The organism is Mesomycoplasma neurolyticum, assembly GCF_900660485.1.
In the GTDB taxonomy this organism is placed as follows: domain Bacteria; phylum Bacillota_I; class Bacilli_A; order Mycoplasmatales; family Metamycoplasmataceae; genus Mesomycoplasma_A; species Mesomycoplasma_A neurolyticum.
Genome location: NZ_LR214951.1, coordinates 322482 through 342276 on the forward strand (window position 1 = coordinate 322482; position 19795 = coordinate 342276).

Here is a 19795-nt window from a genome sequence, read left to right on the forward strand (position 1 = left end):
TTTAATAAAAAATACCTAATACTTTTTGAATTATTAAATTAAAATTTGGTGTTTGTTCAATTAATGCATTTGAAAAATTGTTAAAGTGTTCACGCGCTTGTTTTTCAAATAAAAATTGTTTTGACATTTGACTAAAAGAAAAATATTTAATTTTATAAAAAATAAAACTAGATAATTCTTTTTTTAAAAAATCTATTTTTTCAACACTTTTTAAATTTTCTTTTTTTAAAAGAATCTCAGCAATGCTAATAAATGTTTTAGTGTCAAACTCATAGCAAAGAGAGTGTTCAAATCGTTGCATTTCTTTTAGTTTTAAAGGTAAATTAAATGTTGTTTTAAATTTTAATGATAGAAAAAAAACTTTATTATCAGAGAGTGTAAATTTGTATTTTTCTCAAGCATTTTCTTTTTTTAAAAAAACTTTAATTTGTTTTCTTTTTTTCAGTTGTTTCAAATAATTCACTAACTTTTTGTAAAATAGCATTAACAAACTTATAGTCATTTTCTTTTTCCTCTAAAGTATAAATCTTGGTTAGTTCAACAAATTCATTTATAACAATCTCTTTTGTGATATATAAAAGTTCAAAAGTACCAAAAATTAAAATAGCTCTAATTAAAGGTTTTGTAGATCTTCAAGTTGTTTCTTTTTTTTCTAAAAACTTAATAATGCTTGCCCTAAAAAAAGTATATCTTTTTTCTATAAAACTTATTGTTTCTTTTTCTTGTTGGTTTAATTTGAATTTTTTGTTTACCACCTCAGAATTAACAATTAAGTTTTCTAATTCAAATTGATAAAGAATGGAAATTATCATTTTTCTATAAGTTAGTCTATTTTCATTAGAATTGGATTTAAAATTATCTTTTACTTGCTCCATAAATGTTTATTCCTCTAAAACACTTAAATCTATGTTATGAAATACTTCTTGAACATCATCATCAGCTTCAAATCTTTCAATATGTTCAAGAATTTTTGCTGTTCTTTCTTTTTCTAGAACAACATATTCATTAGGAATATAACTAACTTCTGCAGTTTTATACTCAAAATTAAATTGATCATCTATAGCTTTTTTTAATTTAAGAAAATGCCCAGGCTCACAATAAATTTCAAAACTTTCTTCTGTTGTTTCAAAATTGTTAGCTCCATTTTCTAAAGCAAAAAGCATTAATGTTTCTTCATCAGCTAAGCTTTTATCTATTTCTAATACACCTAATTGTTCAAAAACATATGGAATTGATCCTTGCTTACCTACAGTTCCATTAGCTTTTTTAAAGAGCGCTTGAACATTTGAAATAGTTCTATTAATGTTATCAGTTAAACTTATTACTAAAAAAACAACCCCTCCTGGTAGTGTTCCAGAATAAATAATTTCTTTAAAATCTGCACCTTCTTTAGATGTTCCTGTTGCTTTTGAAATAGCTTTATCAATGTTAGCCTTGGGCATAGATTTTGCTTTTGCTTTTGAAATAGCTAATCTTAATGCTGAATTAGTTTCAGGATCAGGTCCACCTTTTGCTGCTGCTATCATGATTTCTTTTGAAAATTTAGCAAAAATTTTTCCTCTAATTGCATCCTGAGCTCCTTTTCTATGTTTTATATTCGCTCATTTTGAATGTCCTGCCATAATTATTCGAAACTCCTATTCTTTATTTATAAATTAATTATTTAATTATACTAAAAAAGTGCATTTTTATGCTTAAGTTCTTGTTTTTTATATTAAATTTTATCTATATTTATTAAATTCACCTATTTATCAAATATAGATAAAAAAAATGTAAAAAAAATATATAATTTAATTATAATAAAATTTAATTTTTATTGTAATTTTTAAAATATTACAATTATAAAGGAGAGTACATATGTACCAATATAAAGCAATTCTAAAATCTTCAAAAAAAGTTATTGCAGAAGGTCATACACTTGAAGATGTTGAAAAAGAAATAATTAGATTTATTAGAGAGCAAAAAAAAGGGTTACACACCGAAGGAAATATTCCTATTGAAATCTATCACATTGAAAGAGATAAGAAAAAAGGCAACCATTTTTCAAAAGATAAATTAATTAAAATTTACTAATTTTAAAATTAGTATTTAAAAAAATAAAAATATAAATATTAAGTTAATATATTTATATTTTTTTTACTAAAAAAACAAAATCACCACAATAGCAGCTCCAGGAAGTTTGTGAAACAGAAGAATTTGATAATCGAGGAATAAGTTATGCAGCTTTACTTCTTCCAGGGGTGGTAGCTTCTATAATAGAATTAAAAAAAGATGTTTACAACAAAGGTTTAGATAGTTTAATAACAATTTCAGCACTTTTAAGTTCTTCAACAAACAATAATTTTTTAGATAAAAAAATGGCAGCAAGTATTTTAAATGTTGAAAAAATTTGAAGAAGCTTTAAATAATTTAAAATATTTTACTATAAAAGAAGATTCATGAAAAACTATAAATCAAATAAAACTAAAACTCATAAAGTTTTTTTAAAAAAGGTCAAACACTTAAAACATCATTAGTATGAAATTTTAATGACAAATTTGATGCATACAAACCTTGATGTTATTTTGAGAGAAGTAAAAACATAATTGAAAAACCAATACTTCAAGATTTTGACTTTTGAATAAGAGATAAAGATGGCAAACAGTTAGTAATATCTAAAAATAGAACTATAAATTCTGAACTTATAACTTATACTGAGCAAAAAAATGAAGAAATAACAATAGAAATTTTACAACATGAAAAAATGCTCCGTAATGAAGAAATTGATTTAGCTGTTAGTTACACAACTCAATAAAAAAAATGATAAGAAAAAAAATGGATTATCTTTGTTTTGCTTAATTCCGATGATGACTTTTATTTCATGTAATGAAACTAAGCAAATAAAAAGTTCAGAACAACCTTCAGTTACTTTTGACAATTCATTTCAAACACAAGATGATTATGTATTGTTCCACAAGCATTTTTTAAAAAAAATAAATATTGATAGCAAAACATTAGAAGAAGCAAAAAGTTATTCTCTAATAGCTGAATTAGTTTCTAATAATAAAGACAAACTAGAAAAATTCAACAAAGAATTAATAACTTCACCAGAAAAATTAAATGAATATTTTCCTCAAGAGAAAATTCCATCACTTTTTGAAATAAAAAACATAGATAAAACTAGTTTTGAACAAAAAAATACAACAAACAATATTTTAATGAAACTTTTTTTAACAATAATTTTTTAGTTTTTGTTAGAGATTTGAAAATTTTTTCTAGTTCAACACCAGTTTTTAAAATACAACCTTATAAATTAAAAAATATTTTTATTGATATTAAAAGTAATGAAATTGTTTTAAATATTTTAAATTTTAAAATATTAAAGGTCGGACATGATAAAGTATTTTTTGAAAAAGTACATGGTTTTTTAATTCAAATACCAAAAAACAATATATCAAATATTCAAAATTAGAGAGAAATGATAAATTTGTGGTTTTTTTACCTAACTAATTTATTATAAACCAAAAATTTAATAAAACTATTAAAAAAATTATTTTTTTTTAATTTTAAGCAACAGTAAAAGAACACTACTTAGTGTTTTTTTATTTAGCTACTTTTTTCTATATGAAAAATAAATTTTCGTTATTTTTTTTCCCACTATAAATAAGAAATTTATAAAGATTTAAACCTATTTTTGTGAATCTCTTGATTTTTTTCTTTATTATATTTGCTACAAAAGCCTCTGTACGTGAACCTATATAAAAGTTTTTTGCAAAATTTTGAATACCTTGTTTATTATTTTCGACATATTTACTAAAATTATAGAATTCTTGTAATTTCATAGATAAATCAACATTATGATTTTGAGTTTTTGTAAATTGTATTGCTTCATAAATAACATCTAAAACAAGAGCATAATTACCTTTCATAATTTCTTTTTCACAAAATTTGTAAATTGTTACTTTGTTTTGAATATTAAATCATTTAAAAAAATGCTTATTTTTTCTTGAATATAAACCATAACCAACTAATTTTTGCAATATTTTTTTTAAATGCCATGAATCAATAATGTATTTAGCATTTAATTTTTGAGCTATTTTTTTTATAAATGTTGCTCCATCACCAATAACAATAATATTTTTATAATTAAATTTGTAGAGTTCCTTAATTTTGGTTTTTATTATTTCAACTCATTGATTAACTGAAATTTTGCTTGAATCAGTATTTTTAGTTTCTATTAAAATAGTTTTATTTTTAACATTTCGTTTGTTATCAAGCCCTGTATGAATAACAACTAATCTATTTAAATATTTTTTATTTTTGCTATTTCATTGAAGTTTGGCATATGTGTCATCCATTTCTATATAAATATTTTTTTCATTTTCTATTTTTTTAAAAACAGTTGTTTTTTGGTTTTTGTCTATAAAGCTTTTTTTTATTATTTGCCTAATACTAAATATTGAAATAGTATTTTTAGGATAGCTTTTTATCACGTTTTCATATGTTAATCTATTTCGAATTTTTTCTAAAATATCTTTTTTTAAGTTTGAATCAATATTTTTATGTTTTTCTATTTGAAAGTGTGGGTTATCATAATATATAATATTTTTATTTTTGTTTCTATATCTAATTTTTTTAAATTCTCATACACCACAAATAGTTTTGAGTTTTCTAATAATTATACTATGAATATGTAGCCCCATTTCTTTTCTTTGCAGCGAGTTTTTAAATAGCATTTCAGCTTTATCAAATTTTTTTATTTGTTTTTCAAAAGCTCATGTGCACATTAGTTTTATTGTCATAATAAAAAATTATATGTTTTTTATTAAAAAAATATTATTTGATTATTTTTTAATATTTTTAAATTAATTTTTTAAATATTAAAAAAATTTATGAAATTAATTTTAATTTTTTTTAATATTTAATGATATAATTTTTACATTGTACTTTATTTAGCCAGAAAGGTTTTATGGCTAAGAAAATAACTTTTGTTAATAATAAAGGTGGGGTTTTAAAGACTTCACTTACTGTTAATTATGCTGCTGTTTTAGCAACAAAAGGATTTAAAATATTAATAATAGATACAGATAGTCAAAATAATGTTTTGACTAGTTTTGTTAATCCTTTAAAAAAGAAAATTGAAATTAATTACACACTTTATGATTTAGTGTTTCATGATGCGAAAATAAAAGATGCAATTGTTAATATTTATAAAAATATTGATTTAATTACTCCTGGAAAAAATTGAAGAAAATTTGAAGAAGCTCAATTAGAAGCAATGCATTATGGAGAAAAAACCAAACACATAAAAGAAATTATTTCAGAAATTGAAAATAACTATAACTATGATTATATTTTGTTTGATACTGAACCAAAAAAATCATTAAGTACTTTTAGTACATTACTTGTTGCAGATGGAGCAATAATTCCTTTTACATTTGATGCATATGGTTTTGAAGGACTTGCTAAAATGCAAGTTTATATTGAAGACGCACAAAAACGAAATTCTAATTTAAAAATTGAAGCTTTAGTAGCAACCAAAACATTAAAAAGAAGTAAATTAGAAAAAGTATTTAAAGAACAAAATTTTTTTCCTAAACCTGGGTTATGTGAAGTATCTATCCCACGTTCTATCTCTAATAGTAATTCAATTACTTTTGAAAATTTACCAATTTATTTAACTACTAAAAATATAGTTTCTCAAGCATATGAAGATTTAGTGAATTTATTAGAATTTAAAAAAGTGGGTAAATAAAATGAGTATTAATAGAAAAATTAATCTTGAAAGTGCTTATGCTAAGGCGTATGAAAATGAGAAAAATTCAGATGAAAAATTAACAAAATTACAAAATAAAAATAACCAAAAATTATTTGTAAAAAAAATTGCAAACAAAAAAACGAGAAATCAATTTTGTTATTCTATACCTATTGAATATGCTAAAATGCTTGAAACATTAGCGAATGAAACAAATAAAACCAAAAGTCAAGTATTAGAAGATATATTGGAATATATTTATGATCAACAAAATAATTAAAAATTAAATACTTTGTAAGTACCTAGTTGTTAAGTATCTACTAAGTACTTACTATTTACTAATAAATTAAAAACATGAGGAAAAATATGAAAAAATATGAAGATTATATATTAGAAGAAGCAATAGAAAAATTTGCTAATAACTATTTTAAAGCTAAAGATAATAACGATACATCTTTTACATTAATTTATATGGGAGTTTTAGAAAAATTAGTTGAATTAAAAAATGATTTTAACAATGGTTTATTTGATCCTATGGATGAAGCTTCAGAAAATCATTATAGATGAGGCGATGTTGAAGATTTGTATGAAATAGAAGATGAACTAAATGAATTAGAAGAAGAATTAGAATTAAATTCTTACTAAGTAATTAGTAATTTTAATACTTAGATAGTAATTAATATTAAAAAATCAAAAAGGGGAAATATGGAAATGAATTTAATTTTAATATATTTTGCTATTAAATATAATGGCGATTTTTTATCAATTTTTAATGCACTAAAAAAACAAGAAAAAATTGATAAAAATAAGATAATAGAAATTGAAAATGATATACAAAACAAAAAAATACAAGCAATAACAATTTTAGATAAAAAATATCCAAAAGAGTTTAAATATTTAGATAAACCACCTTTTGTAATTTTTTACAAGGGAAATATCAAATTATTAAAAAATAAAAGTAAAATTGCTTTAACTGGCGATAAAAATACATTAAAAGTTAAAAAGTATTTAGAGCAATCATTACCAGAAGTAAACAAAAATAGTGTTTTAGTTACAGCTAGCTATAAAAACTTAGATCAAAATATAATTAATTATTTTGAAAAAAATAATGGAAAAATAATTTATATTTCAGCAAATGGAGTTAATGAACCATTTTTTGCTAATAAAGTAACTATTCATAAAAATAATTTAATTATTTCTGAATATCTTGATAAAACTGAAATAACAAAAATACACATAAAAAATAGAAATAGAATAATGGCATCTATTTCAAATTTATTGGTTATATACTCATCTAAAACTAATAGCGCAATTATGAATTTAGTAAATTATTTTTTAGAATTAGGAAAAGAAATTTTTTGTTTTCCTAGCGAAGGAGATAATGAAGAAGAAGATGGAAATACAACACTAATAAAACAAGGCGTTAATTTAATAACTTCAATTAAGGTTTTAAAAAACAAATAAATATACAAAGGTAAAAAATAAATGAATAAAGTTTTTTTAGCTGGAAGAATTGCCAATGATTTTAAGTTAATGACAAGCGCAAATAATAATTATTACACTTATATTACACTTGCTATAAGAAGAAAATATAAGTCAAATGAAGGTAATGAAATTACCGATTTTATACCTTTTGTTGCTTGAAATAAAACAGCAGAAATATTAAATAAATATGCAATGAAAGGAGTAAAAATTTTTGTTGAAGCGACTATAAATATTTTAGAAGATATTGTAGATAATCAGAAAAAAACGCACATTATACTTAATGCAACAAATGTTGAAGTTTTAGAAACTAAAAAACAAATGGAATTAAATAAAAATAAAAATGAGAAAAAAAGAATAGTTTTAGATGAAAACTATAAAGGAATAAAAGTTTCTGATACTTAATAAATACTTACTTACTAAGTACTAAATAAGTACATACTAATTACTTATTAAATAAAAACTAATTTAAGAAATATTTAAATAAAATCAATAAAAAAGCTTACTATAACTTTCTATTATTGTTGAACAAAAGTGAAAAAATATTTCTTTAAAACCTAAAAATGATGAAATATCAACTAATAACAGAAGTAGAAGTGCTAAATTAAGAATTTTAACAAGATTAAAATAATATTTATGAAAGGGTGTTTATGAAAAGAAAAATCAAAGTTGTTGCAAAAATTTCAAAAGATAATTTTGGGCTTTATGCTTTTGAAAAAATAAAAAATGACAATATTTTAATTTTCAGTAAAGAAAGTAATAAAAACGAAATGATGCAAAAGTTTTTTGAAAGTTCTTTAAATGAAATAAATACCTTTTTAAAAGCTAAAATTAAAAAAATATTTGTTTATTTAAATAATTTTAGAGATATTCATTTTAATAGTGAACAATTTGAAATTACCACTAACATTAATAATAATAAAAAAATAATTGATAATAAAATTTTTAATCAAAACATTGAGCAAGCAAAAAAAACATTTAATAAAAATGAATATTCATTAATTTTGTTTCAAGCAAAAAAATTCACAACTAATTATGAGCATGAAAAAAAACAATATTTAACTTGACCATTAAATAAAAATGCTGATAATTTAATTGTAGAGTATAATGCAACTTATATTTCTAAAAAATATTTTCAATTTTTGACTAACTTTTTTCAAAATTTCGATTTAAAAATTGAAAATATATTTACAAACATTAATTCTATCCAAAATTTAATAAACATTGAAACTAACACAAATTCTGAAAAAATTGTTATAAACATAGATGAAAATAATTCATGATTGGCACTCATAAATAATGATTCAACTATCAAGTATAAAGAATTAAGTTTAAATTATAATGACATGATTAAAGAATTTTCTAATAATTTCAATTTAACTGAAACAAAAGCAAAAAAAATATTTAAAGTTTATGGCAAGATTTTAAATAATAATGAAGCAAATTATTTGATTGATGAAAATATTAGCGCCAAAGATATTTCACAAGCAATAATAAATTTAGTTAAAAAAAACTCATTTGAAATTTTAGAATTTATTAAAAAAGAAAAAATTGAAACTAAAAATTTCTTTTGACTAGGAGCTCTGAATTCAGTTGAAAATATTAAGATGGCAATTAATACTTTCATTATGAATAAAGAAACAATTCTTTATAATTCAAAATATAAAACAAACTTAAGTAAAATAATCAGAGAAATAGTTGTTGGTTTGGAATATGTTGAATTGTGTCTTGAAAGTCAATTTGTTAAACAAATTAGTTTAATAGAGACACAACCAATTTTAAATGATATTTTTATCATGAAAAAAAGTAATAAACTTGCGGATTTATTTAAAACACTAATTTTAAGGAAATAAGAAATGATATTAAAAAATAAAGAATGAGAAATTTTAAAATTTAATTTAACAACATTAAAATATTATATTAATGAAATAGAAGATGAATTTCTTTTTTCTGAATGATATAATAAATTAAATAATTTTTCCAAAAACAAAAATATTTTAAAGTTGAAATTTTTTAAAAAATATTGAAAAATACAAAACTTGTTATTTTATAGTCAATTTTTAAAAAATGATGAATTTATAAAAGATAAAAAAATATTAAAAAACCATTTTAATGAAAACATTTTAAATAGTATCGATTATTCTGATGCAATAGACTTTTTAAATCAACATATGGGTAGATCGTATGAACTATATTTTGATGATGAAGATTTAAGTGATGAAATAAAAGAATATAAAAGTAAAAAAGATATAATTTTTCTTTGAAGCCCTGAAGCTTATTATTATCTTCCGAAAAAACATAAAACAAATAATGAATATATTTTTGATTATGAAAATAGTGAAATTAGGTTATTTGAAATATGTTTTACAATACAACAATTAATAGAGAAAAAATATTCTAAAAAAGAATTTAAAATAATGGTTTATAATCAAATAAAAAATACTATAAATCTTGATTTAGAACAATATTATTTAGAATTAAAAACTAATTTCCCAATAAATAATTGAAATACAAAAATTTGAAATAAAATTAATAATATTTATAAAAAATAAATAATAAAACTAATTTATTACTCACAAACTAAGTAATTATTAAGTACTTACTAATTACTTATTAACTACTAAATTAATAAAAGCAAAAACAAAAAAACGAAAGGAATAAAAAAGCATTTTTAATCTAAAAAATGTATATAATTTAACTATGAAAAAAAAATATAAAAAAACAATTTTATTAACAAGTTTACTATTGTTTTCATCACTTTCGTTTGTTTCATGTGGTTTAACAATTGGTAAACATCGTATATTTGGAGAACCAAGAGAAGCTGAAAGCGAACCTGCAAAACCAACACCACAAAAACCACCTAGTATTGGTAAAGTGTTCAAACCTGGTAATTCAACAATAATACCAGGGGTAAATATAATTGGACGTGGTGATATTAAGGTTCCAAATAATGAAGAAGATTTTTATTCTAATTATGGAAAATTTAATAAAGTATTTAAATATGAAGAAGTACCTAAATATGATGTAGAAAATAGAACAAATTTAGGCGAATCTGTAGAGTGAATTTTTAGTGTTCCAGAATTACACTATGAATGATATTCAAGTAAACGAAAACAACCAACAACTGAAGAAGAAATGAGACAATTTACTAAAGACTATGCACATGAATTGTTAAATAATTACTGATATAAACAAGATAAGCAATTATTAAAAGGAGCGGGAGAGTTTTATCAGCAAAATAGAGAATTAGCTTCAAAAGAAGTAGTTCAAACTTTGACACCTAAAGATGCTACACAATATGAAAAAGAAAAATTAAGCTACGAGAAATGAAAAAACAATCTTAATCGGCTATTTAACATTGAACAAATGGAAAAATTTGCAGAAAAATATGACGATTTAAATGATGAAGAAGGAATGAAAGAATTAGATAAAATGGGACCAGATGGCGTAATATTAACAATGGGGCAATTATTACTTGGTATTTATTCAGATGTTTTATTTGATGGCTATGTATCTACTATAGATGGAACAAAATCTAGAATGGCTCATCTTTGATGAGAATTAGCTTCAAGTATTACCAACCCTGATAAAACATTTTCTGAACAAGCAAATATTGCTACAATACTTTACAATAATATTGAATTTGCTATTGAACTTCTTGACCCTAGAAATTACCCTTCTTCATCAGTTGAAGATGAAACAATCATTGAAGCATTTACAGGTAAAACAAATGTAGAAACTCTACCTACACCATTTTGATTGGAATATGAATACCCAAATAGCTTTGTAGCTAAAAACTACAAAATGTTTGCTGATCATTTTAACTTTTTATTATGATTATATAATTTAATTAAAGATAAAAACCCAGAATTAAAACAAAAAATTGAAAGGTTAAAATTCGATCCAGAAATTCAAAAAATATTAGATGATAAATTTTTCAAATACGAAGAGATAATTCAAGGTCATTCTGTGCTAAAGCTTAATATTAAATTAGATTGAGATATTACTAAAGAACAAGCGGCTAAAAAGCTTGAAAAATTCTTCAATGAAGAAGTTGATTTTGCTGAAAAATACAATTCTGAATCTATAGCAGGCAAAGTATCAAAAAAAAATATTTGAGGTTTGCACTATAAATCTATTATTTAAATAAAAAGTAATTACTAATTAGTTAATAAGCACTATTTTAGTAATTACTATTTTTAAAAATTAAAATATTTAAAAATTATAAAAGGAGAAATAATGACTAAAATTAGATTAAATAAAAATCAAATAAAAAAATTTAAAACATTTTTAAAAGAAGAGAATTTTTCAATAGAAGAAAATATTGGCAAAATTACATTGAAAGCTAAAAAAGAAAATTATTCAATTCATTGATATGAAAGCACAGGAACCATAGCTTTTATAGGTAAGTGAGATAATGAAATAAAAAATAAATTTATAGAAAAAATAAATCAAATAAAAAATCCAAAAAACAATGAAAAAGAAATTAATAAAAATATTTACATAGTCCATGGCCATGATGAAAGAGCTAAATTAGAACTTCAAGTTATTTTATTAGAATCTAAATTACATCCTTCAACTAGCATGGAAAAACCCGACGATGGTTATTCAATACTAGATAAAGTTATTAGTGATATTGATAGTTGTGATTTTGCTTTTGTACTTTTAACCCCTGATGATGTAGGTTACAAAAAAGATTTAGGAAGTAGTGCAAGTAAATACAGAGCTAGACAAAATGTAATTTTTGAAATGGGAATACTATATGGAAAATTACCTAAAAATAAAATTATGATATTGTATAAAAGCGATGTTGAATTACCTTCAGATATCAATGGGATGCTTTATAAAAAATATATTCATGAATTAAAAGAAATTAAATTAGATATTATTAAAGAATTGAAAAATGCAAAGATATTAAATTAATTTTTTAAGCTTGTATACAAAACTAAATTAAAATGTCTAAAAAGATATCTTAGTTTTGGGCTATAAATCAATTATTTAAAAAAATAAGTAGAAAATAATTAATAATTAAATTATGAAATAAAATATTAAAACATGCAAAGGAGAATATTTGAATAAAAACAAACAAAATGAAAATACAAAAATACAAGAAATAACTTTTTTTATTGATGATTCTGGAACAATAAATAAAAAAACTAAGGATGAATTTTTTGTTTATGCTGGCTATGTTTTTTTGAATAAAAAAGATATAAATGATGCTAACAATTTACATAAATCTATTGAAAAAGAAATTAAAAATAAAATAGGTGAAAATAGTGATAATAGAGAAATAAAAGGTTCTAATACTTCATATAAAGATAGGAAAAGATTGATTAAATCTTTGTCAAAATACTACAAAATAGGAATTATTTCTAAATTTAAAGAATGAAATTCAATTGATCTTAAGGATAAAAGTAGTATAGGAAGAAATAAAGATTTTTTAATCAAAATTTTAATAAAAGAAACATTAAAAGAACTAGAAATTATTAAAAAAATTTCTTTTGACATAAAAACTATTATAAATATTAAAATAGATAATCAAACAACAAAAAGCAATGGTTATTATTCTTTAGAAAAACTTATCAGCGCAGAATTAAACGGAACTATAAATCCATTATTTAACACAAAAATTTTTAATAAAGAAGATTTAAAAATTAATTTAAGTTATGCAAATTCAAAAAAAAATTCTTTAATTAGATCAGCTGATTTAGTTGCTAATAATTTAAATTCTATTTTTCATAATAAAAAAAGACAAATAAAAAATATTAAATATTTTCTTCTAATTTTACCAACAATTCAAAATAAAAAATTTAAATTAAAAAAAATAAAAAATAATTTTTAAAAAGTGGTATAATGACTTTGTAGAAATTTTATAAATTGTCTATGTACATTTAGAAATCCGTGTTTTTTCACTAATTGTATGACATAAAAATGTCGAAGTACAAGGAACTAGGTGGAGCAAGCCTTATAGCTTGCTTTTTTATTTACTTAATTATTTAATCTTTAATATAGCATAAACTAAAGTATGATCACTTAAATTTATTTACTGTACTCCATTTTCTACATTAAAAATAAAAAAGACAAATAAAAAATATAAATTAAATCTTATTAAAATAACAAAAATTTGGTATAATGAAAATAAGCCACAATAATTAATATTGTTATTTACTCATAAATACCGAGCTGGGTTGGGCTTAAAAAGCATTTATCTTTCGACTTTGTTAGTTTATGTTAGAGTAAAAAAACTAACCCACTCTTTTATTAGAGTGGTTTTTTATTTATACTATAATTCATATACGAAAAAATAAAATGTTTATTTTATTTCATGCTTAGTCCACATTTCTAGACTTCTTGGATCTTACAATATTTATTTTATTAGAAGGAACAACAATTTGGCTAAAAAGTAGTGTTAGCTGCTTTTTTATTAGAAAAAATGTTATAATATGTATTTGTAGAAATTATATAAATTGTCTATCTACATTTAGAAATCCATGTTTTCACTAATTGTATGACATAAGAATGTCGAAGTACAAGGAACTAGACAGAAGCAAGTTTATGCTTGCTTTTTTTTGATTAATAAATAACAACGTATTAATAACTAAATAATTACTAATTAGTTATTAATTACTTATTATTTTTTATATTCATAACTTGTGCAAAATTATTTAATTTAGTCAAAAAAACACCCAAAAGAATGTTGGTTAGATTTTTTTAAAAATGGAATTTCTTTTTTCTGAATGATATAATAAATTAAATAATTTTTCCAAAAACAAAAATATTTTAAAGTTGAAATTTTTTAAAAATGTTAAATAATATTGAAAAATATCAAATATTTAAAATAAAACGCTTTGAATATAAATAAAATCAAGTATAATATTCATAATATGATCAAGGCGTTGCATTGGCAGCGATCCACCCCCACCCTTTGTTGGTGGGGTTTTTGGAATATTTTATATTTTAAACATTCGAATTATTTTATTTTGAATTAAAAAATAAAAACAGGTTTTAATATTAATTATTTTTATTACACATAAATACCTAACTGGTACATATATAAAAAAGCATTTTATTTTTTAATTTTGTTAATTTATATTAATATAAAAAATTAACTTATATTTATTGAGATGTCTTTTTCCGGAAAAATTGATTTAAATTTCATAAAATTTTTTTTAATAATAAATTTTATGAAACAATAAGTAATATTTATAAAAAATAAATGATAAAAGTAATTTATTACCTACTAGTTATGTTAGGTAAAAAAGAATATTCAAAAAAGGTGTTTTTTTTGATTGTTTTATTTTTTAATCCAAAACCAAAAAAACACTCATATGAGTGTTTTTTCTTCCCCCAGATTTATATCAAATTGACATACCCAGGACTGACCATATAATTATTTTATCACAAATTTTCAAAAGTACAAAATAATTTAATTATTTTTATTAACTATTTTAATTATAAAAAAAACATTCAAAAGATGTTTTTTTGTGGATTTTTTTACAAAAGATTTCTTGTACATTACAACACAAAAAATAAAATTACTAAAAAATTTTATATTTTTTTAAATGTGCACAGGAAATCATTTTAATTATTTAGTTTTAATATAGCATAAACCAAAGTGTGGTCACTTATTTCTGAATTAACTTTTTGATATTTTTTAAAATAACCATTTTCAATATTACTTTTGTTTATTTTAGCAAATTCTTTAAAATAACCAAAATCTTGAAATATTTGACCTTTATAAAAAATTCTGTCATAAGGATTTGAATATAGCTCTTGCTTCCCTAATGAAGTTTTAGTGTTTCAATCGAGCCCTGTTTTAAAGCCATTTTTTATTAATGGTTCAAAAACAATTGGACCAACTTTTTCAGTTATGTTTGTATCTCCTAAAAAAATCAAATTTTGATTATCACCATCTAATACATCAAAAAAGTTCATTACATCATTTATTTTCAACGCTTCTTCAACTTCATGTTGTCCTTGTGATGATGAAAATTCACTTTTTTCTTCTTGTCTATTTTCTTGTGCTTTGGGTGCATCTAAATGCGCTACAACTGTTGTAAATGTTTGGTTATCAATTTTGGACTTTCACATTACACCAAAAGGGCTTCGAGCATATTGAATTGTTTTATTGTTTTTGTTTGTTTGTGCAACTCAAGGTGTGTTTATGTAATTAATACCTAATAATTGCTTTTCAGTATAACTTTTATTTATATCACTTTCATTATTATAAATTTTTAGTAATGTATTTTTATATTGATTATTAATTAATATTTTGTTTTTTAATTCATCTTCATTTTTAAGATTGTATTTTTTTAGTCAATTGTTTTTATCATAACCATGTTTTAATAATGTTTGATCTAAATTTTCATAACCCACAAAAGGAATAGGTTCAAAATAGTTAATTTTATAAAGCATAGCTATTGTTTCATTTTGATTTTGATATTTCGAGTTTGATGCTAATTTTGAACTAATTACATAATCTCAATCTTTTTCACTATCAAAGTCATTTAAAGTATTTTTTATTTTATCTACAGCACGTTTTGCATTTATGTCAAATTCAATAGCTAAATTATCATTACGTTTTTTTTCACCCATTATTTCAGTTAAACCTACTAAAGATAAATTTTGATTTAAAATAACTTTTGCTAAAGCTTCATATTTTTCTTTTTTAGAATTTGCAGATAATTTATAAACATTTCACATCCCAACTTTTACGTTTGACTTTTGAAGTTTTTCTTTTTTAGTATTATTTTTAGTTTTTTTAATAGGATTATCATTTATTTTGTTAACAATGTAATTATTTCATAAATAATAACCACCACTAGCAATTATTGGTGAAATAATAATAAAAATTAAAAATAATAATATTTTGGTTCTTTTTTTCATATTTTCCCTCATGTTTTTTAAATGGAATATTAAGTACTAAGTAAATTGTCAATACTTACTTAGTACTTACTTAGTACTTACTTAGTACTTAATATTTAATCAATCCTTCTCTTTCTAATTATTAATATTCATGCTAAAACACTTACACCAACTATTGAAATTATTAGCAAAGGCACAAATCAATATAGATTTTCTTTTTTATTAAAAAAATTAATTATTTTTGATTTATTTTCATTTTCTGAATTTATATTTAGCTTATCTAGCTCTTCAGTTAATTTAGTTAAATCATTTTCCACTTCAACATCAAAAATATTATCAAATACGCTATCTTTAAAACCTATTTTTAAAATAATATTATTTAGCAAATCTTTTTTAACAAGTAGTTTTATTTTTTCTGGATTTTGAATTTTTAAAAACTTTTTAAAATCAATCTTAAACTTGTTAAATTGTTCAATTAAATTATTTTCAATAGCCAAATAAACATCAGATAAATCGTTGTTTTTTAACAATATTTTGTTTAATTTTACTATATCTAAATTTTCTAAAATATTTTTTAATTCTTCTTCTGTTAATATCCCATTTTTAATAAGCTCTTTAATTTTATCTTTGTTTTTTAAATTTAAATTATTTAAATATTCATCAATGTCTTTTTTTTCAAAAAAATCATTTAATTGTTTTTTGTTATTTTCGTTAATGTCATAATTAGGATTTAATTCTAATTTTTCATCTAAATCTTTTAATATTTTATCAATTTCATCATTTGTAGAAGTATTTGAAATTTCATCAATTTTTTTATTGTTACTATTTTCATCATTTTTATCATCAGAAAAATTAGGAGCTAAAATATATTCTTCATTATTTGATTTATTTTCATTTTCAAAATTATAAGTATTTTTTTTCAAATTCTTTTGACTTTCAAAAAACACTGAATATCATTTATCATCATAAAAAAAGTTTTTGTTTTCTTTTAATTTAAATTTAAAATTAATTCTCCCATTAAAAAAACCGTTTTCACCCATAAACTTATTGATTATAAGATTATTTATAATCAAATTTTCATATATTTCTTTATTGAAAAAATTATTTGATGGCAAATTTAAATCTTCTTCAGTTATATTATTATTTTTAAGATAAAAATTTTTAATTTTATCTTTATTTATGAATATATCTAAAAAATTTCCATATTCAATATCAATTTCGATTTTTGATATTTCCATAACAATAAAGTTAGTTAACGGTTCAAAATTAAAAATAATTTTGTTATCTGTTAATTCAACATTTGTTTTAATAAAACGATAATAAGGCATTGATATAAATTTAAGTGCTTGTTTTATTAAAATATCTTTTTGTTGATTATTTTTTGGTTTTAGGTTACTAGAAAATAAATTTTTTATTTCCGAAGTATTAACAATAGGTCTTATACCTACAATTTTAGTATTTTGAAATACATCATTTACATATAATTTTCAATAATTTAAAATTTCTTCATAAGATAATTTTTTAGAATTATTTTCTGAAATATTGAATTTAGTGCTTAAATAAATAAGTAATTGCTTACCTCAATGATATTCTCAAAAACTAACACCAGTTGAATTTTCTATAGTAGTAAATTTTTCATCATTATATTCTTTGGTAATACTTCCTTTATTCTCTTTAATTAAAACAATTTTTGCTTTTGTTAAACCATTTTTTGTTTTAGCTAAAAATAATGATAGACCTAATTCAGAATAAACATTATTTTTATTTTTATAATAATTTATGTTGCCAGTTTTGCTATATTTTTGATTTTTGGTTCAAAATCTCACACCTTTTTCGTTTGGAATAAGATTTCAAACTTCAAATTTTTCTATTTCATCACTAAGTTGTAAATTAACACCACCATAAACAACATGAGCCTCTGCAATAATTTTGTGTGAGTATTCAGGAAATATTTGATCATATTTTACATTTTCAATTTCTCCTTTAGAATTCAATGGATTTTGCAAATTAAATCAACCATCATCAAAATAAAAAGGTTTTGTGTTAGATCGATTTGCAAATAACACAACAATTTCAGGGTTTGTTCCTGTTTGAACATTTATCAAAGGATTAAATTTTGGGTTTTTAATTCTTTGTCCATTTTCATCTAAGATAAAATGCCCATTTGGATCTTTTAAATATTGTTCAATTATTGTTTTTTGTTCGAGATTTTTTTCTGGATTTCAAGCATAAAATTTCAATTCAATTAATTCATCCATTTGCGAAGCTACAACTACATTTTTTATATAAATAGTATTTCAATTTTTAGTTTTTGCATTAAATTTTTTAATTTCAACCTTATAGGTGTTAATATTGTCTCACTCTTGTTTCGCTATATTATACTTTTCTAGATCTTTTTGATCATGAGTTTTATTGTAATTATCATATGTGCTTCTTAATTTTTTTAATATATTATAATTTTGTTTTAAAAGCTTTTTGTCTTGAAATTGATAAACAAATATATTATCTATTGTAGGAACAGGTTCATCATTAATAAATAAAACTTCATTTGAAGCAGAATTAGTTGTAAATTCTACTCTTGGTAAAGTTTGATAAAAATCTTTACCAAAATATAATAAATCAACTTTTAAATCATCTATTTTTTCTGGGATTTCATGTTCAATAATTTTATATTTTGTTGGTTCTTTTAGCTCAGGATAAACTCCCGATATGTATTTAATTTGATTTTCAATACCTTGTAAAATATTAGCGTTTTTAAATTTATATTCAATATTTGCAACTGATACCGTTTTATCGATATTACCTATTTTATATTTAGCTATTAACTCATAATATTGTTTTGAAATATTTGGAACTATCTCATAATTTAATTGAAAATAAGGATCAATATTATTATTTTTGTTAACTAAATTTAAAATTTCTTGATTTTTTTCTTTAACTTGTTGATCATTTGATTTATAGTTTTCATCATTAAAATTTAATTTTGATTTATCAAAAATATTTTTTGAATTATTATAAGAAGTTAAAACAAATTCATTATTTAAATTTTTATTATTTATTACTGTTTTTGTTTTATTTATGTTTTCAATAGGTTCATTTAAATCTGCCAATTTATATTCTATATCTATTCAAAATTCAATTGGAACTGATGCTTCATATGCTGCTTGGTAGCGATTATTAGATAAATAATTACCTATTCTTTTTTCATCATCAAATATTTTTGATGTAATTATAAATTTAAAATATTTAAAATATTTATTTTTTAATGAAGAAAATGAATCTATAATTTGATTTTTATATGAACGAGTTAAATCATAAATATTAAAATTATCAAAGTGTGATGAAATGTTTTCTAATAAATCATTATATTTTATATTATATCAGTCCTTTGTTTTGGTTAAACCAACAAGACCAAAATAACTTTCACCAAAAAAATGAATATTATCAAAATATGTACCACCATATGTAGTGTTGTAATGAACATTGTATCTTTTTTTAGGAATGTGAATTATTTTGTTTTTTATCACTTTCTGGATGCTTGCTGACATTGCAAAAAATGGAATACTTATTAATGTAGTAGAAAACAATAACATTGGTATTTTAAGCTTTTTATTCATAATGTTCCTTATTTTTTTTATTATGTTTAACTAATTAATAATAGTAATTAATTAAGTGATTGTCAATAATTGCAAAGTAATTAATTTAAAATGTAAT

20 protein-coding genes are annotated in these 19795 nt (G+C 21.2%); 14 read left to right on the forward strand and 6 right to left on the reverse strand.

Annotated features, from left to right (window positions below; genetic code table 4):
• Position 1: 1 nt before the first annotated feature.
• Genes EXC65_RS01395 through EXC65_RS01405 form a run of 3 tightly spaced genes read right to left on the reverse strand, consistent with a single transcriptional unit; the run spans position 2 to position 1622 of the window.
• Positions 2-454: a hypothetical protein gene (locus tag EXC65_RS01395; RefSeq protein ID WP_129719713.1), complete on the reverse strand. Its 453-nt coding sequence runs from the start codon at positions 452-454 to the stop codon at positions 2-4.
• Entirely contained in the window at positions 423-875 is a 453-nt protein-coding gene (locus tag EXC65_RS01400; RefSeq protein WP_129719714.1) for a transcription antitermination factor NusB, read from the reverse strand. Before EXC65_RS01400 ends, EXC65_RS01395 begins: the two co-directional genes overlap by 32 nt.
• A 6-nt stretch (positions 876-881) precedes the next feature.
• Complete coding sequence (locus EXC65_RS01405) at positions 882-1622, reverse strand: YebC/PmpR family DNA-binding transcriptional regulator (protein ID WP_129719715.1); 741 nt, start codon at positions 1620-1622, stop codon at positions 882-884.
• 235 nt (positions 1623-1857) lie between these two features.
• Between EXC65_RS01405 and EXC65_RS01410 the strand changes: the two genes are divergently transcribed.
• From EXC65_RS01410 to EXC65_RS01420, 4 genes are all read left to right on the forward strand, one after another.
• A complete protein-coding gene (locus EXC65_RS01410) occupies positions 1858-2073 on the forward strand; it encodes an MAG6790 family protein (protein ID WP_129719716.1) in 216 nt (71 codons plus the stop codon).
• A gap of 167 nt (positions 2074-2240) precedes the next feature.
• Complete coding sequence (locus EXC65_RS04440; RefSeq protein ID WP_165001318.1) at positions 2241-2408, forward strand: hypothetical protein; 168 nt, start codon at positions 2241-2243, stop codon at positions 2406-2408.
• A gap of 435 nt (positions 2409-2843) precedes the next feature.
• Positions 2844-3227, forward strand: coding sequence for a hypothetical protein (locus EXC65_RS01415; protein WP_129719717.1), 384 nt, complete (start codon positions 2844-2846; stop codon positions 3225-3227).
• A gap of 14 nt (positions 3228-3241) precedes the next feature.
• Positions 3242-3451, forward strand: coding sequence for a hypothetical protein (locus tag EXC65_RS01420; RefSeq protein WP_129719718.1), 210 nt, complete (start codon positions 3242-3244; stop codon positions 3449-3451).
• A 148-nt stretch (positions 3452-3599) separates the two neighbouring features.
• Here EXC65_RS01420 and EXC65_RS01425 read toward each other — a convergent pair whose 3' ends face one another.
• On the reverse strand, positions 3600-4766 hold the full coding sequence (locus EXC65_RS01425) for an Mbov_0401 family ICE element transposase-like protein (RefSeq protein ID WP_129719719.1): 1167 nt from the start codon (positions 4764-4766) through the stop codon (positions 3600-3602).
• A gap of 182 nt (positions 4767-4948) precedes the next feature.
• Here EXC65_RS01425 and EXC65_RS01430 point away from each other — a divergent pair, with 182 nt between their 5' ends.
• The 10 genes from EXC65_RS01430 to EXC65_RS01480 all read left to right on the forward strand — a co-directional run bounded on the left by EXC65_RS01430 (position 4949) and on the right by EXC65_RS01480 (position 13058).
• Positions 4949-5734, forward strand: coding sequence for a ParA family protein (locus EXC65_RS01430; protein WP_129719720.1), 786 nt, complete (start codon positions 4949-4951; stop codon positions 5732-5734).
• A gap of 1 nt (position 5735) precedes the next feature.
• Complete coding sequence (locus EXC65_RS01435) at positions 5736-6014, forward strand: hypothetical protein (RefSeq protein ID WP_129719721.1); 279 nt, start codon at positions 5736-5738, stop codon at positions 6012-6014.
• A gap of 86 nt (positions 6015-6100) precedes the next feature.
• A complete protein-coding gene (locus EXC65_RS01440; RefSeq protein ID WP_129719722.1) occupies positions 6101-6379 on the forward strand; it encodes a hypothetical protein in 279 nt (92 codons plus the stop codon).
• A gap of 60 nt (positions 6380-6439) precedes the next feature.
• On the forward strand, positions 6440-7198 hold the full coding sequence (locus tag EXC65_RS01445; RefSeq protein ID WP_129719723.1) for a DNA-processing protein DprA: 759 nt from the start codon (positions 6440-6442) through the stop codon (positions 7196-7198).
• Positions 7199-7219: 21 nt separating this feature from the next.
• Positions 7220-7621 carry a single-stranded DNA-binding protein gene (locus EXC65_RS01450; RefSeq protein WP_129719724.1) on the forward strand — a complete coding sequence of 134 codons (402 nt, stop codon included), beginning with the start codon at positions 7220-7222 and terminating at the stop codon, positions 7619-7621.
• A gap of 245 nt (positions 7622-7866) precedes the next feature.
• Positions 7867-9069 (forward strand): hypothetical protein, encoded by a 1203-nt coding sequence (locus tag EXC65_RS01460; RefSeq protein WP_129719725.1) that lies wholly within the window; start codon positions 7867-7869, stop codon positions 9067-9069.
• Positions 9070-9072: 3 nt separating this feature from the next.
• Positions 9073-9768, forward strand: a complete 696-nt coding sequence (locus EXC65_RS01465; RefSeq protein WP_129719726.1) for a hypothetical protein — start codon at positions 9073-9075, stop codon at positions 9766-9768.
• 148 nt (positions 9769-9916) lie between these two features.
• On the forward strand, positions 9917-11362 hold the full coding sequence (locus tag EXC65_RS01470) for a hypothetical protein (protein WP_129719727.1): 1446 nt from the start codon (positions 9917-9919) through the stop codon (positions 11360-11362).
• A gap of 93 nt (positions 11363-11455) precedes the next feature.
• Positions 11456-12139: a TIR domain-containing protein gene (locus tag EXC65_RS01475; protein WP_129719728.1), complete on the forward strand. Its 684-nt coding sequence runs from the start codon at positions 11456-11458 to the stop codon at positions 12137-12139.
• Between the two features lie 148 nt (positions 12140-12287).
• Entirely contained in the window at positions 12288-13058 is a 771-nt protein-coding gene (locus EXC65_RS01480; RefSeq protein WP_165001319.1) for a DUF3800 domain-containing protein, read from the forward strand.
• A gap of 1739 nt (positions 13059-14797) precedes the next feature.
• Here EXC65_RS01480 and EXC65_RS01485 read toward each other — a convergent pair.
• Entirely contained in the window at positions 14798-16102 is a 1305-nt protein-coding gene (locus tag EXC65_RS01485; RefSeq protein WP_129719730.1) for an exonuclease/endonuclease/phosphatase family protein, read from the reverse strand.
• 95 nt (positions 16103-16197) lie between these two features.
• The gene (locus EXC65_RS01490) at positions 16198-19698 is read right to left on the reverse strand and encodes an Mbov_0399 family ICE element protein (protein WP_129719731.1); all 3501 of its coding nucleotides are present in this window, start codon (positions 19696-19698) and stop codon (positions 16198-16200) included.
• Positions 19699-19795: the final 97 nt, after the last annotated feature.